26 protein-coding genes are annotated in these 25,326 nt (G+C 51.9%); 15 read left to right on the top strand and 11 right to left on the bottom strand.

The window, feature by feature from the left end; all coding sequences use genetic code 11:
• The first annotated feature begins 225 nt into the window (after positions 1-225).
• The 10 genes from hyaA (at position 226) to appA (ending at position 10,002) form a co-directional block, all read left to right on the top strand.
• Complete coding sequence (gene hyaA / locus FQ015_RS14875) at positions 226-1,344, top strand: hydrogenase 1 small subunit (protein ID WP_001353311.1); 1,119 nt, start codon at positions 226-228, stop codon at positions 1,342-1,344.
• Positions 1,341-3,134 carry a Ni/Fe-hydrogenase large subunit gene (hyaB, locus tag FQ015_RS14870; protein WP_160524212.1) on the top strand — a complete coding sequence of 598 codons (1,794 nt, stop codon included), beginning with the start codon at positions 1,341-1,343 and terminating at the stop codon, positions 3,132-3,134. Before hyaA ends, hyaB begins: the two co-directional genes overlap by 4 nt.
• Before the next feature lie 18 nt (positions 3,135-3,152).
• The gene (gene hyaC, locus FQ015_RS14865) at positions 3,153-3,860 is read left to right on the top strand and encodes a Ni/Fe-hydrogenase b-type cytochrome subunit (protein WP_001186429.1); all 708 of its coding nucleotides are present in this window, start codon (positions 3,153-3,155) and stop codon (positions 3,858-3,860) included.
• On the top strand, positions 3,857-4,444 hold the full coding sequence (hyaD, locus tag FQ015_RS14860; RefSeq protein WP_000003634.1) for a hydrogenase 1 maturation protease: 588 nt from the start codon (positions 3,857-3,859) through the stop codon (positions 4,442-4,444). Before hyaC ends, hyaD begins: the two co-directional genes overlap by 4 nt.
• Positions 4,441-4,839: a hydrogenase-1 operon protein HyaE gene (gene hyaE / locus FQ015_RS14855; protein WP_039020490.1), complete on the top strand. Its 399-nt coding sequence runs from the start codon at positions 4,441-4,443 to the stop codon at positions 4,837-4,839. The genes hyaD and hyaE overlap by 4 nt, the downstream gene beginning before the upstream one ends.
• Complete coding sequence (locus FQ015_RS14850; protein ID WP_039020491.1) at positions 4,836-5,693, top strand: hydrogenase expression/formation protein; 858 nt, start codon at positions 4,836-4,838, stop codon at positions 5,691-5,693. The genes hyaE and FQ015_RS14850 overlap by 4 nt, the downstream gene beginning before the upstream one ends.
• A 133-nt stretch (positions 5,694-5,826) precedes the next feature.
• Positions 5,827-7,371 carry a cytochrome bd-II oxidase subunit 1 gene (gene appC, locus FQ015_RS14845; RefSeq protein WP_000263563.1) on the top strand — a complete coding sequence of 515 codons (1,545 nt, stop codon included), beginning with the start codon at positions 5,827-5,829 and terminating at the stop codon, positions 7,369-7,371.
• Between the two features lie 11 nt (positions 7,372-7,382).
• Positions 7,383-8,519: a cytochrome d ubiquinol oxidase subunit II gene (gene appB, locus FQ015_RS14840; protein ID WP_039020492.1), complete on the top strand. Its 1,137-nt coding sequence runs from the start codon at positions 7,383-7,385 to the stop codon at positions 8,517-8,519.
• Positions 8,520-8,531: 12 nt separating this feature from the next.
• Positions 8,532-8,624 (top strand): cytochrome bd-II oxidase subunit CbdX, encoded by a 93-nt coding sequence (gene cbdX, locus FQ015_RS14835; protein WP_000270305.1) that lies wholly within the window; start codon positions 8,532-8,534, stop codon positions 8,622-8,624.
• 79 nt (positions 8,625-8,703) lie between these two features.
• Positions 8,704-10,002, top strand: coding sequence for a bifunctional acid phosphatase/4-phytase (gene appA, locus FQ015_RS14830; RefSeq protein ID WP_039020504.1), 1,299 nt, complete (start codon positions 8,704-8,706; stop codon positions 10,000-10,002).
• A gap of 120 nt (positions 10,003-10,122) precedes the next feature.
• On the opposite strand, the gene etk is transcribed toward appA, so the two are convergent.
• The 8 genes from etk to cspH form a co-directional block, all read right to left on the bottom strand.
• The gene (gene etk / locus FQ015_RS14825) at positions 10,123-12,303 is read right to left on the bottom strand and encodes a tyrosine-protein kinase (protein ID WP_000208659.1); all 2,181 of its coding nucleotides are present in this window, start codon (positions 12,301-12,303) and stop codon (positions 10,123-10,125) included.
• 19 nt (positions 12,304-12,322) lie between these two features.
• The gene (gene etp, locus FQ015_RS14820; RefSeq protein ID WP_000057871.1) at positions 12,323-12,769 is read right to left on the bottom strand and encodes a protein-tyrosine-phosphatase Etp; all 447 of its coding nucleotides are present in this window, start codon (positions 12,767-12,769) and stop codon (positions 12,323-12,325) included.
• On the bottom strand, positions 12,757-13,896 hold the full coding sequence (locus FQ015_RS14815; RefSeq protein ID WP_039020505.1) for a polysaccharide export protein: 1,140 nt from the start codon (positions 13,894-13,896) through the stop codon (positions 12,757-12,759). Before FQ015_RS14815 ends, etp begins: the two co-directional genes overlap by 13 nt.
• Positions 13,897-13,941: 45 nt before the next feature.
• A complete protein-coding gene (locus FQ015_RS14810) occupies positions 13,942-16,038 on the bottom strand; it encodes a YjbH domain-containing protein (RefSeq protein WP_105278076.1) in 2,097 nt (698 codons plus the stop codon).
• Positions 16,038-16,784, bottom strand: a complete 747-nt coding sequence (locus FQ015_RS14805; protein WP_105271018.1) for a capsule biosynthesis GfcC family protein — start codon at positions 16,782-16,784, stop codon at positions 16,038-16,040. Before FQ015_RS14805 ends, FQ015_RS14810 begins: the two co-directional genes overlap by 1 nt.
• On the bottom strand, positions 16,781-17,425 hold the full coding sequence (gene gfcB / locus FQ015_RS14800; RefSeq protein WP_001316256.1) for a lipoprotein GfcB: 645 nt from the start codon (positions 17,423-17,425) through the stop codon (positions 16,781-16,783). The genes FQ015_RS14805 and gfcB overlap by 4 nt, the downstream gene beginning before the upstream one ends.
• A gap of 106 nt (positions 17,426-17,531) precedes the next feature.
• Positions 17,532-17,837 carry a hypothetical protein gene (locus FQ015_RS14795; RefSeq protein WP_032302822.1) on the bottom strand — a complete coding sequence of 102 codons (306 nt, stop codon included), beginning with the start codon at positions 17,835-17,837 and terminating at the stop codon, positions 17,532-17,534.
• A 441-nt stretch (positions 17,838-18,278) separates the two neighbouring features.
• Positions 18,279-18,491 (bottom strand): cold shock-like protein CspH, encoded by a 213-nt coding sequence (cspH, locus tag FQ015_RS14790; RefSeq protein ID WP_000087763.1) that lies wholly within the window; start codon positions 18,489-18,491, stop codon positions 18,279-18,281.
• 285 nt (positions 18,492-18,776) lie between these two features.
• On the opposite strand from cspH, the gene cspG reads away from it, so the two are divergent.
• Genes cspG through FQ015_RS14770 form a run of 4 tightly spaced genes read left to right on the top strand, consistent with a single transcriptional unit; the run spans position 18,777 to position 19,556 of the window.
• On the top strand, positions 18,777-18,989 hold the full coding sequence (gene cspG / locus FQ015_RS14785; RefSeq protein ID WP_000066490.1) for a cold shock protein CspG: 213 nt from the start codon (positions 18,777-18,779) through the stop codon (positions 18,987-18,989).
• A gap of 10 nt (positions 18,990-18,999) precedes the next feature.
• Positions 19,000-19,188 carry a cold shock small protein YmcF gene (gene ymcF / locus FQ015_RS14780; RefSeq protein ID WP_071524879.1) on the top strand — a complete coding sequence of 63 codons (189 nt, stop codon included), beginning with the start codon at positions 19,000-19,002 and terminating at the stop codon, positions 19,186-19,188.
• Positions 19,163-19,393 (top strand): protein YmcE, encoded by a 231-nt coding sequence (gene ymcE / locus FQ015_RS14775; protein WP_039020493.1) that lies wholly within the window; start codon positions 19,163-19,165, stop codon positions 19,391-19,393. The genes ymcF and ymcE overlap by 26 nt, the downstream gene beginning before the upstream one ends.
• Positions 19,383-19,556, top strand: a complete 174-nt coding sequence (locus FQ015_RS14770) for a GnsA/GnsB family addiction module toxin (RefSeq protein ID WP_001019197.1) — start codon at positions 19,383-19,385, stop codon at positions 19,554-19,556. The genes ymcE and FQ015_RS14770 overlap by 11 nt, the downstream gene beginning before the upstream one ends.
• A 48-nt stretch (positions 19,557-19,604) precedes the next feature.
• On the opposite strand, the gene FQ015_RS14765 is transcribed toward FQ015_RS14770, so the two are convergent.
• Together FQ015_RS14765 and torS are read right to left on the bottom strand one after the other, a co-directional pair.
• Positions 19,605-20,678 carry a 4Fe-4S binding protein gene (locus tag FQ015_RS14765; RefSeq protein WP_000818625.1) on the bottom strand — a complete coding sequence of 358 codons (1,074 nt, stop codon included), beginning with the start codon at positions 20,676-20,678 and terminating at the stop codon, positions 19,605-19,607.
• A gap of 71 nt (positions 20,679-20,749) precedes the next feature.
• Positions 20,750-23,494, bottom strand: a complete 2,745-nt coding sequence (gene torS, locus FQ015_RS14760) for a TMAO reductase system sensor histidine kinase/response regulator TorS (RefSeq protein ID WP_160524211.1) — start codon at positions 23,492-23,494, stop codon at positions 20,750-20,752.
• Between the two features lie 82 nt (positions 23,495-23,576).
• On the opposite strand from torS, the gene torT reads away from it, so the two are divergent.
• Positions 23,577-24,605 (top strand): TMAO reductase system periplasmic protein TorT, encoded by a 1,029-nt coding sequence (gene torT / locus FQ015_RS14755; RefSeq protein WP_001265010.1) that lies wholly within the window; start codon positions 23,577-23,579, stop codon positions 24,603-24,605.
• Here torT and torR read toward each other — a convergent pair.
• Positions 24,578-25,270 carry a two-component system response regulator TorR gene (gene torR, locus FQ015_RS14750; protein ID WP_001120130.1) on the bottom strand — a complete coding sequence of 231 codons (693 nt, stop codon included), beginning with the start codon at positions 25,268-25,270 and terminating at the stop codon, positions 24,578-24,580. The two genes, torT and torR, sit on opposite strands and share 28 nt — an antisense overlap.
• Between the last annotated feature and the right edge of the window lie 56 nt (positions 25,271-25,326).

The raw sequence follows: 25,326 nt of genomic DNA, 5'->3' as shown, positions 1-25,326 counted from the left end.
TTTTATCGCTAAAAGATAAATCCACACAGTTTGTATTGTTTCGTGCAAAAGTTTCACTACGCTTTATTAACAATACTTTCTGGCGACGTGCGCCAGTGCAGAAGGATGAGCTTTCGTTTTCAGCATCTCACGTGAAGCGATGGTTTGCCTTGCTACAGGGACGTCGCTTGCCGACCATAAGCGCCCGGTGTCCTGCCGGTGTCGCAAGGAGAAGAGACGTGCGATATGAATAATGAGGAAACATTTTACCAGGCCATGCGGCGTCAGGGCGTTACCCGGCGCAGCTTTCTCAAATATTGCAGTCTGGCTGCCACCTCGCTGGGATTAGGCGCGGGAATGGCTCCGAAGATTGCCTGGGCGCTGGAGAATAAACCGCGCATTCCTGTGGTGTGGATCCACGGTCTTGAATGCACCTGCTGTACCGAATCTTTTATCCGCTCCGCTCACCCACTGGCGAAGGACGTCATCCTTTCCCTGATTTCCCTCGATTACGACGATACCTTGATGGCTGCTGCCGGAACCCAGGCGGAAGAAGTCTTTGAAGACATCATCACGCAATACAATGGCAAATATATCCTCGCAGTAGAAGGTAATCCACCGCTGGGCGAGCAGGGGATGTTCTGTATCAGCAGTGGTCGACCGTTTATTGAAAAACTCAAACGCGCCGCCGCCGGAGCCAGTGCGATTATCGCCTGGGGAACCTGCGCGTCCTGGGGCTGCGTGCAGGCCGCGCGGCCCAATCCAACGCAGGCCACACCAATCGACAAAGTGATCACCGACAAACCGATCATTAAAGTGCCGGGCTGCCCGCCGATCCCGGATGTGATGAGCGCCATCATTACCTACATGGTGACCTTTGATCGCTTGCCGGATGTCGACAGAATGGGCCGTCCACTGATGTTCTATGGTCAACGTATCCACGATAAATGCTATCGCCGCGCCCACTTCGACGCCGGAGAGTTCGTGCAGAGCTGGGATGATGACGCTGCCCGTAAAGGTTACTGTCTGTACAAAATGGGCTGCAAAGGGCCTACCACCTATAACGCCTGTTCCTCCACACGCTGGAACGATGGCGTTTCTTTCCCAATCCAGTCTGGTCACGGCTGCCTGGGCTGTGCGGAAAATGGTTTCTGGGATCGCGGTTCGTTCTACAGTCGCGTGGTCGATATTCCGCAAATGGGAACTCATTCCACCGCCGACACCGTCGGTTTAACCGCGCTTGGCGTGGTGGCAGCGGCTGTTGGTGTGCACGCAGTCGCCAGCGCCGTTGACCAGCGCAGACGTCATAACCAGCAACCTACAGAAACCGAACAACAGCCAGGCAATGAGGATAAACAGGCATGAGCACTCAGTACGAAACTCAAGGATACACCATCAATAATGCCGGACGCCGCCTGGTGGTCGACCCGATTACGCGCATTGAAGGCCACATGCGCTGTGAAGTGAATATTAACGATCAGAATGTGATCACCAATGCCGTCTCCTGCGGCACAATGTTTCGCGGGCTGGAGATCATCCTGCAAGGCCGTGATCCACGCGATGCGTGGGCGTTCGTTGAACGTATCTGCGGCGTCTGTACCGGCGTACACGCTCTGGCTTCGGTCTATGCCATCGAAGATGCTATCGGCATTAAAGTGCCGGACAACGCTAATATCATCCGCAACATTATGCTGGCGACGCTCTGGTGCCACGATCATCTGGTGCACTTTTATCAGCTTGCCGGGATGGACTGGATCGATGTGTTAGATGCGCTGAAAGCCGATCCGCGGAAAACCTCCGAACTGGCGCAAAGTCTCTCCTCATGGCCGAAATCATCACCTGGCTATTTCTTCGACGTACAAAACCGCCTGAAGAAATTCGTTGAAGGCGGCCAGTTGGGGATCTTCCGTAACGGTTACTGGGGGCACCCGCAGTACAAACTGCCGCCAGAAGCCAACTTGATGGGCTTTGCTCACTATCTTGAAGCTCTCGATTTCCAGCGTGAAATTGTCAAAATCCACGCGGTCTTTGGTGGTAAAAACCCACATCCAAACTGGATTGTTGGCGGGATGCCGTGCGCTATCAACATTGACGAAAGTGGCGCGGTCGGGGCGGTCAATATGGAGCGCCTGAATCTGGTGCAGTCGATCATTACCCGCACGGCGGATTTCATTAATAACGTGATGATCCCCGACGCTTTAGCCATCGGTCAATTCAACAAACCGTGGAGCGAAATCGGCACTGGTCTTTCTGATAAATGTGTCCTCAGTTACGGGGCGTTCCCGGATATTGCCAACGACTTTGGCGAGAAAAGTCTGCTAATGCCTGGCGGCGCGGTGATCAACGGCGACTTCAAAAATGTGCTGCCAGTGGATTTAGTCGATCCGCAACAAGTGCAGGAATTTGTCGATCACGCCTGGTATTGTTATCCCAACGATCAGGTCGGGCGTCATCCGTTCGATGGTATTACCGACCCGTGGTACAACCCCGGCGATGTCAAAGGCAGCGATACCAACATTCAGCAGCTGAATGAACAGGAACGCTACTCGTGGATCAAAGCGCCACGCTGGCGCGGTAACGCGATGGAAGTGGGGCCGCTGGCACGCACATTGATCGCTTATCACAAAGGCGATGCTGCGACCGTTGAGTCGGTCGATCGCATGATGTCGGCGTTGAACCTGCCGCTTTCCGGCATCCAGTCAACGTTGGGCCGCATTTTGTGCCGCGCGCACGAAGCGCAGTGGGCCGCAGGTAAGTTGCAATACTTCTTCGACAAGCTGATGACCAACCTGAAAAACGGCAATCTTGCCACCGCCTCCACTGAAAAATGGGAACCTGCAACCTGGCCGACAGAGTGCCGTGGTGTCGGTTTTACCGAAGCGCCGCGCGGGGCGTTAGGCCACTGGGCTGCCATTCGCGATGGCAAGATAGATCTCTACCAGTGCGTGGTGCCGACCACCTGGAACGCCAGCCCGCGCGACCCCAAAGGGCAAATTGGCGCTTATGAAGCCGCGCTGATGAACACCAAAATGGCGATCCCCGAGCAACCGCTGGAGATCCTGCGTACTCTGCACAGCTTTGACCCGTGCCTCGCCTGTTCAACACACGTGCTGGGCGACGACGGTAGCGAGCTGATCTCCGTGCAGGTGCGTTAACAGCGAAGGAGAATCATCATGCAACAGAAAAGCGACAACGTTGTCAGTCACTATGTCTTTGAAGCACCCGTGCGGATATGGCACTGGCTGACGGTGTTATGCATGGCGGTGTTGATGGTCACCGGTTACTTTATCGGCAAGCCGCTGCCTTCGGTCAGCGGTGAGGCGACGTATCTGTTTTATATGGGCTACATCAGGTTAATTCACTTCAGCGCCGGGATGGTTTTTACCGTGGTCTTGCTGATGCGGATCTACTGGGCTTTTGTCGGCAATCGCTACTCACGCGAGCTGTTTATCGTGCCGGTATGGCGTAAAAGCTGGTGGCAGGGCGTGTGGTATGAAATCCGTTGGTATCTGTTTCTGGCAAAACGTCCGAGTGCCGATATAGGTCATAACCCCATCGCCCAGGCGGCGATGTTCGGCTATTTCCTGATGTCGGTATTTATGATCGTCACCGGCTTTGCGCTGTACAGCGAACATAGTCAGTACGCTATTTTTGCGCCGTTCCGTTATGTGGTGGAATTTTTCTACTGGACGGGCGGCAACTCAATGGACATTCACAGCTGGCATCGGCTGGGGATGTGGCTGATTGGCGCGTTTGTTATCGGTCATGTCTACATGGCGCTGCGTGAAGACATCATGTCCGACGACACAGTGATCTCCACCATGGTCAACGGCTACCGTAGCCACAAATTTGGCAAAATAAGTAACAAGGAGCGTTCATGAGCGAGCAACGCGTGGTGGTAATGGGGCTGGGCAATCTGCTGTGGGCCGATGAAGGCTTCGGCGTGCGGGTGGCGGAACGGTTGTATGCCCATTACCACTGGCCCGATGAAGTCGAGATTGTTGATGGCGGCACTCAGGGACTGAACTTGCTGGGGTATGTCGAAAGCGCCAGCCACTTGCTGATTCTCGACGCCATTGATTACGGGCTGGAACCCGGAACGCTACGAACGTATGCCGGAGAACGCATTCCGGCCTATCTCAGCGCGAAGAAAATGAGCCTGCACCAGAACAGTTTCTCCGAAGTACTGGCGCTGGCAGATATCCGCGGAAATCTGCCAGCACATATTGCCCTCGTCGGCCTGCAACCCGCGATGCTCGACGACTACGGCGGTAGCCTGAGCGAACTGGCTCGGGAGCAACTGCCCGCCGCGGAACAGGGGGCGCTGGCGCAACTGGCTGCGTGGGGAATTGAGCCGCAACCGGCTAATGAATCGCGCTGTCTCAATTATGACTGTCTGTCGATGGAAAACTACGAAGGCGTTCGCTTGCGCCAGTACCGGATGACGCTGGAGGAGCAGGAATGAGCAACGACACGCCATTTGATGCGTTGTGGCAACGTATGCTGGCGCGCGGCTGGACGCCGATCAGTGAATCCCGTCTTGACGACTGGCTTACGCAAGCGCCAGACGGTGTGGTGTTATTAAGCAGTGACCTGAAACGCACGCCAGAGGTCAGCGATAATCCGGTAATGATTGGCGAATTACTGCGCGAGTTTCCTGATTATACATGGCAGGTAGCGATTGCCGACCTTGAGCAAAGCGAAGCCATCGGTGATCGTTTTGGCGTATTTCGTTTTCCCGCCACACTGGTGTTTACCGGTGGTAGCTATCGCGGCGTGCTGAATGGTATTCACCCGTGGGCGGAACTGATAAACCTGATGCGCGGGCTTGTCGAACCGCAACAGGAGCGTGCCTCATGAGCGAAACTTTTTTCCATCTGCTGGGGCCAGGAACGCAGCCTGATGATGATAGTTTTAGCATGAATCCACTGCCGATTACCTGTCAGGTGAATGATGAACCGAGCATGGCTGCCCTGGAACAGTGTGTGCATAGCCCGCAGGTGATTGCGCTATTAAACGAGTTGCAACATCAACTAAGCGAGCGCCAGCCGCCGCTGGGCGAGGTGCTGGCAGTCGATCTGTTCAATCTCAACGCCGACGATCGTCACTTTATCAATACGCTTCTCGGGGAAGGGGAAGTGTCAGTGCGCATTCAGCAGGCTGACGACAGTGAAAGTGAAATACAGGAGGCGATCTTCTGCGGATTATGGCGGGTGCGCAGACGTTGCGGCGAACAGTTGCTGGAGGACAAACTGGAGGCTGGCTGCGCGCCGCTGGCATTGTGGCAGGCGGCAACGCAAAACGTCTTGCCGACAGATTCTCTGTTACCGCCGCCCATTGATGGCCTGATGAATGGCCTACCGCTGGCTCATGAATTACTGGCACATGTACGTAATCCTGACGCGCAGCCGCACAGCATTAATCTGACGCAATTACCTATCAGCGAGGCTGATCGGCTTTTTCTCTCACGTCTCTGTGGGCCGGGAAATATTCAGATTCGCACCATTGGCTACGGCGAGAGCTATATCAACGCGACCGGCCTGCGGCATGTCTGGCATTTACGCTGTACGGACACCTTAAAAGGCCCGTTACTTGAGAGTTATGAAATCTGCCCAATACCGGAAGTGGTGCTGGCAGCGCCAGAAGATTTGGTCGACTCTGCGCAGCGGCTTAGCGAGGTATGTCAGTGGCTGGCGGAAGGTGCACCGACGTAAAAAGACGGTAAGTATCGCTTTCAGGCTTATGAATATCGCAATCGGCGAATACCTCTGGTCGTAGAGTTTCAGGATAAAGAGGGAGATCTACCATTAACGGGTTATTTTTCTCTCTTCGCCTACAGGAGTGCGCATGTGGGATGTCATTGATTTATCGCGCTGGCAGTTTGCTCTGACCGCGCTGTATCACTTTTTATTTGTACCCCTTACCCTGGGGCTGATTTTTTTGCTGGCTATCATGGAAACCATTTACGTGGTCACCGGCAAAACAATCTACCGCGATATGACGCGCTTCTGGGGTAAGCTCTTCGGTATCAACTTTGCTCTTGGCGTGGCTACCGGCCTGACGATGGAGTTTCAGTTTGGTACTAACTGGTCATTCTATTCCAACTATGTGGGCGATATTTTTGGCGCACCGCTGGCGATGGAAGCATTAATGGCCTTCTTCCTCGAATCCACCTTTGTCGGGCTGTTCTTCTTCGGCTGGCAACGGCTGAATAAATACCAGCACCTGCTGGTGACGTGGCTGGTGGCGTTCGGTTCAAATCTCTCTGCGTTGTGGATATTGAATGCCAACGGTTGGATGCAATACCCGACCGGTGCGCATTTTGATATCGACACCCTTCGTATGGAAATGACCAGCTTCAGCGAGCTGGTCTTTAACCCGGTCAGCCAGGTGAAATTTGTGCACACCGTAATGGCGGGCTACGTGACCGGGGCCATGTTTATTATGGCGATCAGCGCCTGGTATTTACTGCGCGGACGGGAGCGCGATGTTGCATTACGCTCGTTTGCCATCGGTTCCGTCTTCGGTACTCTGGCGATTATCGGTACGCTGCAACTCGGAGACAGTTCTGCGTATGAAGTCGCGCAAGTACAACCGGTAAAACTGGCGGCAATGGAAGGGGAGTGGCAAACGGAACCTGCACCTGCACCGTTCCATGTAGTTGCCTGGCCGGAACAGGATCAAGAGCGTAACGCCTTTGCCATCAAAATTCCTGCGCTGCTAGGGATCCTCGCCACTCACTCATTAGATAAACCCGTGCCGGGTCTGAAGAATTTGATGGCTGAAACCTACCCACGCTTGCAACGCGGACGTATGGCCTGGCTGTTAATGCAGGAAATATCGCAAGGCAATCGTGAGCCGCATGTGTTGCAGGCATTCCGGGAGCTGGAAGGCGACCTTGGTTACGGCATGTTGCTCTCCCGCTATGCGCCGGATATGAACCATGTCACAGCTGCACAGTACCAGGCGGCGATGCGTGGCGCGATACCTCAGGTTGCGCCGGTATTCTGGAGTTTCCGCATCATGGTGGGCTGTGGTTCTCTGCTGCTACTGGTGATGCTGATTGCGCTTGTCCAGACGCTGCGTGGCAAAATCGACCAGCATCGCTGGGTACTGAAAATGGCGCTCTGGAGTTTGCCGCTGCCGTGGATTGCGATTGAAGCCGGGTGGTTTATGACCGAGTTTGGTCGGCAGCCGTGGGCGATACAGGACATCTTACCGACATACTCCGCGCACTCCGCTTTAACCACAGGACAACTGGCTTTCTCACTGATCATGATCGTAGGGCTTTACACCCTGTTCTTAATCGCCGAAGTCTACCTGATGCAGAAATATGCCCGTCTGGGGCCGAGCGCGATGCAGAGTGAACAACCGACGCAGCAACAGGGGTAAAGGAGAAAATCATGTTTGATTATGAAACATTGCGCTTCATCTGGTGGCTGCTGATTGGCGTGATCCTGGTGGTCTTTATGATCTCCGATGGATTTGACATGGGGATCGGCTGTCTGCTGCCGCTGGTGGCGCGTAATGATGATGAACGCCGGATAGTGATAAACAGCGTTGGCGCGCACTGGGAAGGCAATCAGGTCTGGTTAATCCTCGCAGGTGGGGCATTATTTGCCGCCTGGCCCAGAGTGTATGCAGCGGCGTTTTCCGGCTTTTATGTGGCGATGATTCTGGTGCTGTGCTCGCTGTTCTTCCGCCCGCTGGCCTTTGATTATCGCGGAAAAATCGCCGATGCACGCTGGCGTAAAATGTGGGATGCCGGACTGGTCATCGGCAGTCTGGTGCCGCCGGTAGTCTTCGGTATCGCCTTCGGCAACTTGTTGCTCGGCGTGCCGTTTGCCTTTACACCGCAATTACGCGTGGAGTATCTCGGCAGCTTCTGGCAACTGCTGACGCCATTCCCTTTATTGTGCGGATTGCTCAGCCTTGGGATGGTGATTTTGCAAGGTGGCGTCTGGTTACAACTGAAAACTGTTGGTGTGATTCATCTGCGTTCACAGCTGGCGACTAAACGGGCTGCACTGTTGGTGATGCTGTGCTTTTTGCTGGCGGGTTACTGGCTGTGGGTCGGTATTGATGGCTTTGTACTGCTCGCCCAGGATGCTAACGGTCCTTCCAATCCGTTAATGAAACTGGTGGCAGTGCTACCTGGTGCCTGGATGAATAATTTCGTCGAATCGCCCGTTCTGTGGATCTTCCCGCTGCTGGGGTTCTTCTGCCCATTGCTGACGGTGATGGCGATTTATCGTGGTCGCTCGGGTTGGGGATTTTTGATGGCATCATTGATGCAATTTGGCGTGATTTTCACGGCAGGTATTACGCTGTTTCCTTTTGTCATGCCGTCAAGCGTGAGTCCAATCTCCAGCCTGACGTTGTGGGACAGCACTTCCAGTCAGTTGACGCTGAGCATTATGTTGGTAATCGTGCTGATATTTTTGCCCATTGTGTTGCTCTACACTCTCTGGAGCTACTACAAAATGTGGGGGCGCATGACAACAGAAACTCTCCGCCGTAACGAAAACGAGCTGTACTAAGGAGCAGGAACAATGTGGTATTTACTTTGGTTCGTCGGCATTTTGTTGATGTGTTCGCTCTCCACCCTTGTGTTGGTATGGCTGGACCCGCGTCTGAAAAGTTAACGAACGTAAGCCTGATGAGGCGTATTAGCGTCGCATCAGGCAATCAATAATGTCGGATATGAAAAGCGGAAACATATCGATGAAAGCGATCTTGATCCCATTCTTATCTCTTCTGATTCCGTTCACCCCGCAATCTGCATTCGCTCAGAGTGAGCCGGAGCTGAAGCTGGAAAGTGTGGTGATTGTCAGTCGTCATGGTGTGCGTGCCCCAACCAAGGCCACGCAACTGATGCAGGATGTCACCCCAGACGCATGGCCAACATGGCCGGTAAAACTGGGGTGGCTGACACCGCGCGGTGGTGAGCTAATCGCTTATCTCGGACATTACCAACGCCAGCGTCTGGTGGCTGACGGATTGCTGGCGAAAAAGGGGTGCCCGCAGCCTGGTCAGGTCGCGATTATTGCTGATGTCGACGAGCGTACCCGTAAAACAGGCGAAGCCTTCGCCGCCGGGCTGGCACCTGACTGTGCAATAACCGTACATACCCAGGCAGATACGTCCAGTCCCGATCCGTTATTTAATCCTCTAAAAACTGGCATTTGCCAACTGGATAACGCGAACGTGACTGACGCGATCCTCAGCAGGGCAGGAGGGTCAATTGCTGACTTTACCGGGCATCGGCAAACGGCGTTTCGCGAACTGGAACAGGTGCTTAATTTCCCACAATCAAACTTGTGCCTTAACCGTGAGAAACAGGACGAAAGCTGTTCATTAACGCAGGTATTACCATCGGAACTCAAGGTGAGCGCCGACAATGTCTCATTAACCGGTGCGGTAAGCCTGGCGTCAATGCTGACGGAGATATTTCTCCTGCAACAAGCACAGGGAATGCCGGAGCCGGGGTGGGGAAGGATCACCGATTCACACCAGTGGAACACCTTGCTAAGCCTGCATAACGCGCAGTTTTATTTGCTACAACGCACGCCAGAGGTTGCCCGCAGTCGTGCCACCCCGTTGTTGGATTTGATCATGACAGCGTTGATGCCCCATCCACCGCAAAAACAGGTGTATGGTGTGACATTACCCACTTCAGTGCTGTTTATCGCCGGACACGATACTAATCTGGCAAATCTCGGCGGCGCACTGGAGCTCAACTGGACGCTTCCAGGTCAGCCGGATAACACACCGCCAGGTGGTGAACTGGTGTTTGAACGCTGGCGTAGGCTAAGTGATAACAGCCATTGGATTCAGGTTTCGCTGGTCTTCCAGACTTTACAGCAGATGCGTGATAAAACGCCGCTATCATTAAATACGCCGCCCGGAGAGGTGAAACTGACCCTGGCAGGATGTGAAGAGCGAAACGCGCAGGGCATGTGTTCGTTGGCCGGTTTTACGCAAATCGTGAATGAAGCACGCATACCGGCGTGCAGTTTGTAATGCATAAAAAAAGAGCATTCAGTTACCTGAATGCTCTGAAGCTGATGACAAACGAAGAACTGTCTGATGCGTAGGCCGGAAAAGGCGTTCACGCCGCATCCGGCCACCTTACCTTCAGTTTTACTCTTTCTCGGAGTAACTATAACCGTAATAGTTATAGCCATAACTGTAAGCGGTGCTGGCGCGTTTAATCACACCATTGAGGATTGCGCCTTTAATATTAACGCCAGCCTGTTCCAGACGCTGCATTGACAAGCTCACCTCTTTGGCGGTGTTCAAGCCAAAACGCGCAACCAGCAGGCTGGTGCCGACAGAGCGCCCCACGACCGCAGCATCGCTCACCGCCAGCATCGGCGGCGTATCGACAATCACCAGATCGTAATGGTCGTTCGCCCATTCCAGTAATTGACGCATCCGATCGCGCATCAGCAGTTCAGACGGGTTAGGTGGCACCTGACCGCGAGTAATCACATCAAAGCCTCCTTTGCCAAAATGCTGGATCACTTTGTTGAGCTCATCTTTCCCTGCCAGATATTCCGACAAGCCATGTTCATTACTCACGGTAAACAGGTTATGCGAATAACCACGACGTAAGTCGGCATCAATAAATAACACTTTTTGATCGGACTGGGCGATCACCGCCGCCAGAGTTGAACTGACGAACGTTTTACCACTGTCTGGCGTCGCACCGGTGATCATCAGAATGTTATTCTCTGTCTCCATCATAGCGAAGTGCAGACTGGTTCGTAGCGCACGTACGGCTTCCACAGCAGAATCCGCCGGGTTATCCACCGCCAGGAAGGGGATATTTTTAGTACGATGGCGCTGCTGATTAGAAAATAAATTTTTCTTACGTAGACGGGTACGCTTATCCAGCCACTCGGACATCGGGATAGTGGCATAAACGCTGATGCCGTGCTCTTCCAGTTGTTCCGGTGCTTCTACACCACGACGCAACATCGCACGCGCCAGCACGGCACCCACCGAAATAAACAGGCCAAGAATAAAACCAAGCACCACATTCAACGCTTTTTTCGGTTTCACTGGCTGCGGCTGAGTGACTGCCGGGTCGATAATCCGCACGTTACCAATCGCACTGGATTTCGAAATACTCAACTCCTGCTGGCGGTTAAGTAATTGCAGATATACCGCACGGCCCGCTTCTACGTCACGGCTTAAACGCAATACTTCCTGTTGAGTGGAAGGCATTGCCGATACCCGCTTATTCAGGCGTTTGCGTTCTTGCTCCAGCGTCTGGCGTTTTTCCAGCAGCGCACGATAAGTTGGGTGATCTTTCTTATACAGCTGGGAGATCTCTGCCTCGCGGAAGGTCAGCTCATTGAGTTGATTATCAACGTTAACAATCTGCTCAAGAACGGCTTTGGCTTCCAGGTTAAGGTCAACCGAATCGCGCTGCTGGCGATAAACGTTGAGTTTTTCTTCCGCCTGGTCCAGCTCGCTGCGCACTTCTGGCAACTGGCGCTGTAAGAATTCAAGGCTTTGTGAATCCTGCGCCGCCTGGCGAGCGATATTCTGTTGCAAATAGTTGTTAGCGATGCTGTTCAGAATACGAGTAATCAACTGGGGATCATCACCGGTCATGGTAAGTTCCAGCATCCCGCTTTCTTTACTGCGTTCGCTAACGGTAAAGGTTTCCTGCAACGCGTTAATCGCTTCCAGTTCGGTACGCTGGCTCAGGACAAACTGCGTTCCTGGTTTGGCCTTAATGTCCGCGATAGTCAGCGCAACGCCGTCTTTTTCCAGACGCTGGCCGACCATACCATTGACGGTGAACCCTTCACCTTCCAGCGTATAGTGGCCATTTTCCCCAACTGTGAGTGTAAGTTGCTGATCCTGACCATTCAGTTGTGGGATGTGCATCCAGCTGATCGCCAGCTCACCTGGTTTCTCTTTGGTTAATCTCGCCCAGCCGCGACCCACAATCGGAAAATACTTTTGCTCAACTATGTCGCGCAGATTCAGTTCAGCAATGGTTTTACCGAGAATCATGCGTGATTGCAGTAGTTGGATCTCCGGTGCTGACTCGGGCGATGAGTTAGGGATCATATCGCTCAGGCCGCTGAGAATGGCGTTGCCCTGTTTCTGCTCAACCTGGACCAGCGTATCTGCCTGATAAATTGGCGTGCTTAACAGCGAGTAAGCGACAGCGATCAGCGTGAATAACGCAGTCACGCTGATAATAAACTTACGGTGATCCCATAACTCGCCGACCAGACGAAGCAGATCGATCTCATTTTCCTGAGTGCTGCCTGGTGGCGTATTCATATTTTTAGTTGTCATCGTATTTTATAAACTCAAATTACCGGCTGAGGCGCTTCGCCCATTCCTGACTGGCGCGCTCCAACATACCGTAGACATGCTCAAATGCGTCCTGACTTTTACGATAGGGATCCGGGATCTCTTTCTGTTCCAGCCATTGCCCAAACAGCATTGTCTTCCCGCGGACCTCGGGAGCGATTGCCGTAACCTGAGCAATATGTTCCGACTCCATTGCCAGAATCAGATCGTAATTTCGTGCCATCTCAGCAGTGAGCTTACGTCCGGCATGTCCTTCAAGAGATACGCCATGATTAGCGGCAACATCTGCCGCTGTTGCATCTGCAGGGTGCTTTACCAGACCATGAACACCTGCCGATTTGACTTTTACGCCTGGCAGACGTTTACGCAGCAAGCGCTCGCCAATGGGCGAACGGCAAATGTTGCCGGTACAAACCACCAGGATTGAGTTAAATTTTAGTTGGGCCATGTTTGAATCCACCGTGAAGTCTCTGTCAGGTCATGCACCCCGGAAATCGTCGGTACCAGCAGAGAAATCACACGGTTCCAACGAGCCAGCGGCGCGGTAGTGACATAAACAATGTCGTAAGGTTCAAGCTGGAATTCCGTTCCGAGTATCATTGCCGATGCGTCCTTCGCATTCAGCTGATAAATATTGGCGATTTTGCCATTCTGCTTGTTTTGCGTTGCACGAATAACAAAAATCCCCGTCGCGTCGGCGACATCCTGATTCATACCCTCAGCGTTACCCAGCGCTTCCGCCAGGGTCATACCGCTGCGGTCCATTTTCAGCGTGCTCTGTTTACCCACTTCACCCATCACGAAGACTTTCAGATCATCGTTGCGCGGAATAAATAAAATATCGCCCGGGTGCAGCAGTTTGTTCTGGCGCAAGTCGCCACGCTGCATCAGCGCATAGAGGTTCACTTTGGTCTTTACGCCATTCTGGGTGAGCACCACGTTGCGCCAGTCTGCATCTGCGGTCAGACCGCCCGCGGCGTTAATCGCATCCATGATGGTCAGAGGAATATTGGTAATCGGCTGCTGACCCGATTTGCTGACTTCGCCGGTGACGTACGCTTTTTGCGATCGGAACGCCGCGACGCTGACATCGACCTGCGGGCTTTCAATGACTGAGTCCAGACGCGCTGTAATCTCGTTGCGTACTTGGGTAAGCGTTTTCCCGGCCACTTTCAGGCGACCAATATAAGGGTAGAAAATTGCACCATCAGCGTTAACCCAGTTGCCAGTATCACTGGCGCTACGATATTGCCCTGCGGGTGTGGTTAGTTCCGGGTGATCCCAGACCGTCACCATCAACACATCACCAATGCCGATACGATATTCATAGTTCGCGATTTGCTGCTCCAGCTCCGGGTTAGCCTGCGACATAATCGGTTTGGCGCGCAGCTGATCAATCAATCCTGGCGTGACGGGATAGATATTGACCATTTTGTCCAGGTCATACTGATTGTCAGGTAGTTCAATGACATCCTTGTTACTGGTCGATAAACTCTGACCAGGAACAAGGGTACATGCTGTCAAAGACAGAACAGCCAATGTCAGTACCGAAAACTTAAAAATGTTCTTTTTCATTGGTTTATATTTATCAGTCATTGTAATGTTATGAATTACGTCAGGTTATTGTCCAACCGGTACTTCTCGCTCTGCCGTCATTGGATAGAGCTGGTATTTGCGTGACAGCATTTGTCCACCATCACGCGTCAATGGTGTCCACGAAACCACCGCGCGGTTGCGGTTAGGTCCAATGGTCATCAAGTCGAACGGAATCGAGATATAAAAACCTTTACTAAAGCCGCCTTCGCCGTAGTCATCTTTAGATACGTTACTGATTGCCGCCCATACTCCTACTGCCACACCGCTGTCAAAGCGTTTGGCGACGTCGATGGTTGCCCCTTTATCTTTTGCCAGATATTGACCAACGCTGAGTTTCATCAGTACGCCGTTGAGCGTCGGCGGGTTCCAGTAAGCCGTCACGAAACCTGTTGGCGTGGAATAATCGGTGAAGCGCATCATGTTGTCCCAGTCACGCTGCTTCACGTAGTTAACGTCCACCCCCAGCGCCCAGCTGGCATCGAGCGGGCGATAAAGCAGCTCGGAACCAACACCGGCATACATCGTTTCCAGATAACCGCCGTACACCTGGCCATAGAAACCGTTGCCTAAGTCGGCAAAATAGTTCGCCTGTAAGTTGTTGAGATAAACGTCATTGCGAACGTAATCACGGATATGCGTGCGCACGCGGGGGAGGGTAGAGTCCGCGGGTAACAGCGAAGACTTAAACTTGTCGTAGTTATTGTAAATATTGGTGAAAATACCGCCATCAAGCAGCAGGTGGTCGGTAAACCAGTAGCGGGCGCTGGACATCAGCCCTAGCTGGAACATATAGAAATCTTCCGGGCCGCCCAGCGACTGTGAAAGTGTTGGGTTGAAAGAGTAGCTAAAGCGATCTTCACGAATACGGTAGCCCCGACCAAAGGCAGAAAGATCTTCAGCTTCAACACGTTGTTGTTGCAGTGGCTCTGATTGACCAGGCGCTGTACCGGCCAGCTGTTTGCGCAGGCTGGCTACGTCGGTTTCGGTCGTCACCATCGCCATATGCTCGCGCTTTTGCGTCACGCTAATCTTCTCAACGCCTTGCGGCAGGTTATTCACCAGAATCCGGTTGGCACGATCGACCGCTTCACGAGAGTCACGGTATTTGTATTGCTGACCAGACATATATAGCGTCTTATCGCGCAGCTGAATTTCTGGCGCGTCAAAGCCCGCGTTATACTTCAACGCGGTAAGTTGGTTCGCTACTGTGGTGTACTGCAATCCTTCAGATTCCGGCGCAGGTTGATATGCCAGTTTTGGCGTATCGCGCAGGGCAGGGCGCAGATCGTTGAAATTGGTCCGTAACGTGAAGCCAAACATCAACGTGTTACCGCGTTCATAACTCAGGTTGAGATCTGCCCAGCTGGCAGCACGATACACAGCACCGAAATTGAAATGGCTTGCCTGAGGCAGTTTGCCAGCGAAATCATTCTGGTAATTGTTGCCGTCGTATTCGAGTTTCAGACGCAGGGGATTCCACGGCGTTTGATACTCAATGCCGCCAAAGATGGACGCCGGGCCACGAAAGATATCGCTAAAGCTGATATCGCCCGCATCGTGAGACTCTGCACGATGACAATATTTATCGCTCACCCGGCAAAACGGGTTGGTAATATTGCCCGCATTACCGGCGTAGCCCCATGCCATCCCGAGGGTGAAATCAAATGGCCCCGCTTGCTTGCTGGCCACCAAATATTCACCGTCAAACAGACCCGTACCAGCAATATCACGTTTACCAAACGCCACTTGCGGTAGCCAGTAACCTTCTTCCCACAGGCGAAGTTTAAAATCGAAAGATTTGTCTTTGTATGACTGATCGCCGCTGAAATCTTCCCACTGGCTATATTTGCGTGTGCGCACATCCGTATAACGAATGGTGCCTTCCAGCCATGGGAACAGCGCCACGGACGTGGAGTAGAAACGGTATTGATCGTTATCCCGGTAGTTGACGCTGAATTCACCTTCCGGTGCGATGCGCGCATTTGGCATCTGCAACAATCCTGTGCCGCCAAAGTCTGATTGCGACGACCCCAGCGGATCCGGGTAGGTTAATACTTCAGCATGACAGGCACTGGAGACGGCAATGGCCAGGCAGCTTAAAAGATAAGAGTTCTTCTTCATCAGTCAGGAACACGTTGCGTTAAAACAGACACAATCTGGTCATTTAAATCAGCATATTTTTCGGGCAGTACATGCGCAGAAAAGCCCAACCAAAGCTGGCTGCCAGGCGGTGGTTCCACATGTCTTTTATTCCACAGGGCAACAGGGGCGACGACAGTCTCACCCTCAGGCGTAATCACCATAACGTTATTCTTGTCCGCGCCTGCAAGGCGGGGGTGATCTTGCAGATAATCGGTAACGCTACGGCCTGCCTGCCAGGGCAATTGCCCAGCCCCAGAAACCGCACCCAGCAGAGTAATAGTCACCGGACGCTGTACGGTATAGAGCGTATAGTCCCCGACCAGCGGGGGATTGCTGTTCTCATCCACTCGTACAAAATCAGGGTCCAGTTTGACCGGTAAGCGACCAGTGATATTGAGATTGAGTAACTGCTGGCGCACGGATTTAATCGTTGCCGCCACATCGTCGTCAGCTTCTGCTTCCCAGGAAGCAAGCTGTGCCATGACATGTTGGTAGTCTTTAAGCGCTTTAGCTTTCGCCGCGGAGTCGGTCAGCAAGACTCCAGGCCACCAGAGGCGATCGCGCAGTTGCGGTTGTGTCACCAACTGGACAACATTCTCCACGGGGCCAACGGAAAGGGGCTGTTGTTCGCCAGGCAGATAAATAGTCACCGTTCCTTGCGCAAAGGCATGGGGTGTCATTACGTAAAGTACGCTGGCAATGAAATACGACTGTAATTTATTCATGGTGCGGGTTTAAGAAACGTCATTTCTACGGGAATAACCCCTGCGCCTAACATTTGCCGACTTTGACGAACCTGGCCAGTAGCCGAATCGACCCAGAATGTGTTTTGCCACTGTTTTTCTGGCAGCGTGGAAGTCACCTCTTCCTGCCAGACATTACACAGCACATCGCGACCCGCAATATTCAGCGTCTCTAATCCAGCAAAGGAAAAAGTGGAACTCAGGGTCGCAGAGCGAAAATGATTGTCTTCACTCCAGAGAATATCGCGCGTCCAGCGGCTGCCGTCTTTTATTGCCAGCGCGTTACGCAGAGGGTCCTGCCCGGAATTTGTCACTTCCAGCAGATTATTATTAAGTTTGACGGTTTTTAAAAGACGTCCATTGTGGGTAACCAGCATGGCGTTATCCTGGGATAACCATTTGCTTTGTTCTTGTTCTATATATCCCAGTACCACAAAGATTCGTTGCCCTTCATTAAGGCGTAAATACATCGTGGAATAAGGCAACGCCTGGATCTGCTGATCCGCTACGGTGATATCCTGATTATCGAAAAGGCTGGCGCGAAATGTATCGACCATACTTTGCTGGCTGTGTGTACATCCCGCAAGAAATAGTGCGAAAATCGATAAAATAAGAGGGCGCACCTTTAATCCTTGAAAGGTTAATTAAAAAAATGCAAATCTCTAAAGCCCGGTACGAATATCGCAACCGGGTATCATTTAACTTTAATTTTGACGCGCTAAAGCAGTATTAGCGCGTAGTGGACGTGGTGGTTGAGGTGTTATGAGAACCGCCATCGCCACTGTCATTTGCTGCAACTACTGCCAAAGTCGCTGCACCAACAGCCGTTGCCACACCGACAACCGTCGCCGTGCCGACCGCGCCAGCAGCTACGCCACCGGTGGTAGCAGCAGTCGTAGTGGCACCAGTAGTGGTCGTTGTGGTGCCAGTAGTACCCGTCGTTGCCTCGGTCCCGTTTGCTGCTTCTGGTGCAGCAAACGCAGCTGGCGTCGTCAACATGAAGGCCATAAGGATTGCAGAAAGCTTGTGTTTCATAACTTTTCCTTTATTCATCGCATGGACAATACGTACGCTTGAGATCAGGATTGTCTACTTTGAGTATAACATCCTTGTGAAATCTCCCTTTCCGCATACCGTCGGTACTATATACCGCGAGTGGGAAAGGCGCGCAGAGAGAAATATAAGATTGTTAACGATTTCCCTCTGGAAATACGACTTGTGAGCATAAGATAAATCTTAGAAAAATACAAATTAAAGATAAGAAAATTGTTAAGAAAGCTATTAACTATTGTTGGTGATATAGTTTCAAACGGTACTATGATTGACTGTTAAGTGGCATTTATAACTATTAGGTGCAGAGATATTCGGCCAAATGGATTTGTTTTCTGGGGTGAAAGTAACTTTTGTTATAATGTGCGATGTTGACTATTGAGCTTTTTTAATAAAAACAGCCAGCTTTAAACAAGCTGCGTCATCTTAAGAGAGATAAACATTTGCCGCTGTTGGTCCGCGTAGGCCATTTACGCGGCAAAATTCCACGCGTAATCCTGGTATAAGCACTTCTGCGTCGCGGGGAGTGAATGCGGAAATATGGACCTGGACTTCTTTACGACCGTCGGAGGGGATAATGAATCCTTTGCCGCTTTTGCGATCAAAGGTTTTGACAATTCCTGTCATTTTACGGGACAAACAAATTCCTTACTGAAAATACTGCGCTGCACTATACGGGGTTAATAAAATAAAGCCAGCGATATTTAAGACCGCCGGACGGCTAAAATAAAAATTGCTTAATCTCAATTATCATGCGTTAATAGCTGCGTCGGTTTGAAAGACAGACAGCATACAAAGTAGTTTACTAAAGCAGTTCTCATTATCAGGCATTATCCCCTTCTTTTGAGTCTCTCTCCTGAACACTAAGTAGTTTCTGTATTAAAGCCCTGTTTGCCGAAAGGCCCAAAATGAAGGAAGTAAAATATGTCTAATAAAATGACTGGTTTAGTAAAATGGTTTAACGCAGATAAAGGTTTTGGCTTTATCACTCCTGATGATGGCAGCAAAGACGTTTTCGTCCATTTCACCGCCATCCAGAGCAATGAATTCCGCACGCTGAACGAAAATCAGAAAGTTGAATTTTCTATTGAGCAGGGGCAACGTGGTCCCGCGGCAGCGAACGTTGTTACGCTCTAAGGTTGCCGTTATTACTCAACATCTCCATTTCCGCTGTCCATGTTGTCATGGTTCACAGTACCGCACATCGGCATTCGATGTGACGGAGCGAAATCCTTTAGGGGCAAAGTGTATTTTTTGTAAATCGACGATGATCACCTTTGATAACGTCGCGCTGCAAATACGCACTGACCATGCGCCGCTGGATTTCACAAAATAAGATCAGGCTCCCTCGTGGAGCCTTTTTTATATCTGCCTTATTTTTCTTCAGCACTGTATGTATAGTAAGCGATAACCTGTTGATTATTGAATCTTTAGGGGAGATGGCTTATAACATTTCTTACCTGACCAGGGTACCGGGAACCAACACCTTACTGGCGTGTTGCTGTCTTTTAAGACCAGAAGAGGTTAACAGTGAATATTGAAGAGTTAAAAAAACAAGCCGAAACGGAAATCGCTGACTTTATCGCGCAAAAAATCGCCGAGCTGAACAAGAATACAGGGAAAGAAGTCTCTGAAATTCGCTTCACCGCACGAGAAAAAATGACCGGGCTTGAAAGCTATGATGTCAAAATCAAAATAATGTGATTTTGTGAACATCACCCCGTGCGAGGTGATGTTCCGCTTGTTGCTAATTTAGTGACCAATCATTGGCGCTTGCGGAATTAAGCGTCGGTACAATTCCTCCGGCACCGGGCTTTGCCATACTCCCGCATACATTGCGTAACCAATCACCGCAAACATAATCCCCAGAACCAGTAGCGTCATTAACCAGCCAGACAACGCAAAGGCTTTTTTATTTGCCGCAGGTTTTTGCAGTGAAAAGGTCAATGTTGAGGCTACCGGACATGACTCTACGCAAGTCATACAACCGGTACATTCCACGGTTCGTACCTGAATTAATTTATCGACTGGGATCCGCGATGGGCAATTTTTTGCGCATTTGCCACAGTCGATACAACTTTCGGCATTGCGACGAATCTTAAACGGCGACAATAGCGAAACCACGCCCATCAGCGCGCCATAGGGGCAAAGATAACGACACCAGGCATGGCGAATAAACAGACTGACAATCAGCAAAACGGTCACGCTGATTAATGTCGCGGTCCCCATATGACGAAAGAAATCGAGCATTTTAACGTCCATCACCACGCTGTAGGGCGACAACATAAAATAGTGAATAGCCTGAGCGGGCATCAATAACGCGATATAGAGAAAAAAACTCAACAGCAAATACTTCACGCCGCGCAGAGGAATATCCAGACAGCGGGGAAGGACAAATTGCCGACCAAACAGTTTGTTACCGAGATCGCCGATTAATTCAGAAAGCGTACCAACCGGGCATAACCATGAACAAAAGGCCTTTTTTAGTAATAGACTGATGACGATAAAAGCGACCAATAACAGCATCGCGGCGGCGTGGACGGACGGTAACTGGCCTGTTGCAAGGCTATATTTCAGATTCATCAGACCGGCAATCGGTAGCCAGCCTTCGATGCCTCCTGGCCTGGCGACAAATGTCGTACTACCTGCCGTTTCGTAATAGCGCACCCAATACCAGAACGTGATGGCAATATAAATATTAATTGCCAACAGTAATAATTGCGTCGCTTTACGCCAGGTCGTGGCATTGCGCCAGTCATTCCACGGTAATTTGCCGCCCGTCGTGCCTGGCCGCCGCTGCCAGCGGGTTCTTCTTTTCTCTGCCATGATTTTGCCAGTCCGTTAAGTTGCATACCAAATGCCACTATTCTAGTTGTTCTTAACTGGCTGATATTGATTCAAATCGCGTTCAGGTCTTTCTTATTCAACCATGCTTCCAGAGCGGCAACACTGCGTGTAATTTCTTCGTGTGGAAGGGGGGCAGATAATGGCTGCTGCTCCAGTTGTGCGCATAGCTGGCTGGCGCTACGCATTCCCAGACTCGAGCAACTGCTTTTTAGCTGATGTGCGGCACGCTTTATTTTCTCGCTTTCCTGACTGGTGCGGGCAATGTCGATGTCATCGAGAAGCGGCAGGGCATGTTGTTTAAATAATGTCAGCCATTCGTGGATCTTCTCCGTCCCCATCAACTGAGCATCTTCATTGAGTTGCGATACATCCAGCGGTTGATCGTTACTGGTTTGCAGTTGAAGATAGTGCGCCAGTAACTGACCGAGTACTTCACGCGGCACCGGTTTAGGGATAATCCCGTGAAATAGCGAACTGGTACGCTGGCGCAACGTTTCGTCGATGACATGGGCGCTAAAGCCAATCAAAACCAGCGACGGATATTGCTGTACCAGTTGTCGGGCAAGGGTAATACCGTCGATATCCGGCAGATCAAAATCCACCAGTGCGGCAGCAAACGGTTCGCTATTTTGCAACGTCTCTATCGCGTGCGCGGCATTGCCAACAGCAACGACCTGCGCACCACTGTTGTTCAGCATCTCAACGGTAATTCGCTGGGTTAGCGGGTTATCTTCAATTAACAGCAAACGTAAACCGTCCAGATGCACCGCCTGATTGACTGTTTTTGGCACGGGTGCCGTGGCAATACGTAACGGCAAGCGTAAACAAAAACAGCTTCCAACCTCCGGCGTGCTGGTGGCGCTGAGTTCGCCGCCCATCGCCTGGGCCAGACGGCTACTGATAGTCAGCCCCAGCCCGGTGCCGCCGCGTTTGCCGCTAACCTGAACAAATGGCTGGAAGATTTCAGCCAGTTTCGAGGGATCAATACCGCAGCCGCTGTCTTCCACTTCGACCAGCCATTGTTCGCCATCAGTGCGACTACGCAGGATAATGTGCCCTTCGTCGGTGAAACGCAGGGCGTTGCTCAACAGGTTGGTTATAACCTGACGAATACGCCGCGGATCGCCCATTAACGCAGTCGGTACATCGTCGGCAATTTCAGTTACCAGGCGAATCGGACGACCTTTCACCCGTCCGCTCATTAATTGCAGGGTACTTTCCAGCAGCGGGCGCGGTTCAAAGGGCTCATCGCTGACCGAAACATTCTTGCCGCCTGCTTCGATAGCCGAATAATCGAGAATATCGTTGAGGATGGTCAGCAACGATTCACCAGAGTCAGTAATTGCCCGCAAATCATCACGCTGGGCATTAAGTGCGGGGTTATCTGCCAGCAGTTGCGCGGTGCCGAGAATACCGTACAGCGGTGTGCGGATCTCATGGCTCATCGCCGCCAGAAACGCCGATTTTGCCTGGCTGGCTTTTTCTGCTTCCGCCCGTGCCTGTCGGTGTTCTATCACCAGCTCCTGCAATTCAGCTGTACGCGCTTTGACCTGCGCCGCCAGCTGTTCGCGGTGGCGATTCAGTGCATGAACACTGCTGCGAAACGCATCCATCAGCCGCCCGATGGTGTCCAGCTCCCGCACGCCAGCGGTTTCCGGGAAAGGGGAGTTGATATCACCGTCCAGCAGTCGTTGCAGCGCCTGCGTTTGTTCGGCAAGGGGACGCGTGACTGAGCGATAAACCACGCGCCAGAGGATCAGAATCAGTGCGCAAAGAGAAACTATCCCCAGCAATAACAGGCTGTATTGCCCGCGTGCACTGGCTTTTTCCAGATGCGCCAGGCCATGCTGATTACGCAGCTCAATGGTGTCGACCAGTTGACTGACTTCGCTACTAAACTGTGCGAACTGGGCGATGTTATTTTGGGCGAGAGTTTGCAGGTGATTGCTGATTTCACTGTCCTGCTGATACAGCGCCAGCAAATCGCTATATTGGCTAACGGAAGTTAACGTTGTTGCGACCTGAGCACGAACTCCCGGATCTTCAATGCGTATTTGCCGACGTTGCAGAATTTTCACCGCATTATTGAGCTGCTTTTCCAGCGTTGGCGCATTTTTCTGGATCTGTTCCAGCCCCAGATTCATCACCATTTGCTGCACCCGCAGGGCGCTAAGGCGCAGTTCATTCATCTGGTTAACATACTCAAGATCGATATCAATCAGCCGATCGAGTGCACTTTCAGCAGCCTGACGCTGATGTTGTTCGATCAAATCGTAAATCCCAGCCTGGGTCGCTCCGGCGGAGGTTGCCGCATTATTCGCCTGACCTTGTGCCAGGCGTGCGATCTCATCGGCAGCAGCGACTATCTGCTGGCTGAGTTGCTGTTGTTGCTGGCGCAGTTGCAAACGCTGCCCCACCAGTTCCCCTTGTTGACGTAACGAACGGGAGATCTCCTGCTCCTGTTGTTCAATAGCGGTGGTATCAAAACCTTGTTCCCGTAACGCTTGCAGCAACGCGTTAATCTTCAGGCTTTGTGCGGTGAGCATTCGCCCCTGCGCCTGCCACATCTTTTCGTTATCGGCACTGGTCAGGTTCTGCGCGGCGAAAAGTTCCCAGGCGCTGGCTTCGCTCAACTGGCGCGCCATATTCATGGTAGGAATCAATGCCTGAGTATTGTCTTTTTCCACCTGGCTGATAAAGCGCAGGTTGTACCATCCCACCAGGGTACTGGTCAGGGTTAACAGCGCCATCAGGGCAAAGCCCATCCAGAGTCTTCGGGTCAGGGTTAAATTCACGGTCAGTGTACTTAAGGTGAAAAAGGTTGAGTCGCAAAGCGGAATGCATCTAGCATAAAGCCTTATTATTGATGAGGCTATCATGCGCGTACTGCTATTGTTACTTCTTTCCCTTTTCATGTTGCCTGGATTTTCGGCTGATAACTTGTTGCGCTGGCATGATGCGCAGCATTTCTCGGTGCAACCCTCTACACCGCTTAAAGCCAAACGTTCATGGAAACTGTGCGCGCTTTATCCCAGCCTGAAAGATTCATACTGGTTATCGTTGAACTATGGTATGCAGGAGGCTGCTCGCCGCTACGGTGTGGATTTAAAAGTGCTGGAGGCAGGCGGCTACAGCCAGTTGGCTACCCAGCAAGCACAAATCGACCAGTGTAAACAGTGGGGCGCAGAGGCCATCTTGCTCGGAAGTAGCACGACGTCATTTCCCGACCTGCAAAAGCAGGTAGCAAGTCTTCCGGTGATCGAACTGGTAAATGCTATTGATGCTCCCCAAGTGAAAAGCCGCGTTGGTGTGCCGTGGTTTCAGATGGGCTATCAACCAGGGCGATATCTGGTGCAATGGAGCCACGGAAAACCACTTAACGTGCTGTTGATGCCCGGCCCCGATAACGCCGGGGGCAGTAAGGAGATGGTAGAGGGTTTCCGCGCCGCCATTGCCGGAAGCCCGGTGCGTATTGTCGATATTGCGCTCGGCGACAACGATATTGAAATCCAGCGTAACCTGTTGCAGGAGATGTTGGAGCGCCATCCAGAAATCGACGTTGTGGCCGGAACGGCGATTGCGGCAGAGGCGGCAATGGGTGAAGGGCGTAACCTGAAAACGCCGCTTACCGTGGTGTCGTTTTATCTTTCACATCAGGTGTATCGCGGGTTGAAGCGGGGAAGAGTGATTATGGCTGCCAGCGATCAAATGGTCTGGCAGGGGGAACTGGCCGTCGAACAGGCCATCAGGCAATTACAGGGGCAATCGGTGTCTGATAATGTCAGCCCACCGATTTTAGTCCTGACGCCGAAAAATGCCGACCGCGAACATATCCGCCGCTCGCTGTCACCAGGGGGATTTCGTCCGGTCTATTTTTATCAGCACACATCAGCGGCTAAGAAATAACCTTCGCCATGTTGTGTCACCAGTAAATCCGCGCTGAGTTTATGACGTAAACGACGAATTAACACATCGACGGTGCGCAGGTCGGGATTTTCCACCCGGCGCGCAGAAAGCATACGCAGCAGACGTTCACGGCTGAGAATTTCGCCCGGATTGGTCACAAATGCCACCAACATTTCATACTCTGCGCGGGTTAGTTTAATCGGTTCGCCATCAATCTCCAGCGTATGGCGCGACACATTCAGGCAATAACCGGCAAAGCGATAGCAGTTGTCCTGAGTGAGCGGTTGAGCTTGTCGCGCGAGGTCGATTCGCCAGAGCAGATTTTTCACCCGTACCACCAGTTCGCGCAGTTCCAGCGGTTTGGTGACGTAATCGTCTGCGCCCATTTCCAGCCCAACAATACGGTCAATCCGATCGCTGCGTCCGGTAACCAGAATAATACCCACCGTCGAACGTTCCCGCAGGGCGCGGGTTAACATCAGGCCATTTTCATCGGGCAAATTGATATCCAGCAGAATTAAATCCACTGGCTGGTTTTGCATAATTTCACGCAGCCCGGCACCGCTCGCCGTAACGGAAACCGTATACCCCTCCTGAGTGAAGTAGGTTTGTAATCGCGCTTGGGTAACCGGCTCATCTTCAACAATAACAATGTGATGTGGCATCAGAGAGTTTTACTCATTCTGTTCATATCTGTTCATATTCTGCCGTAAGCCGTTCA

It is taken from the genome of Escherichia sp. HH26CH (assembly GCF_009820205.1).
Classification (GTDB): Bacteria; Pseudomonadota; Gammaproteobacteria; order Enterobacterales; family Enterobacteriaceae; genus Escherichia; species Escherichia coli_F.
The sequence above is the reverse complement of the archived record's forward strand: the minus strand, read 5'-3'. Positions and strand labels throughout refer to the sequence as shown.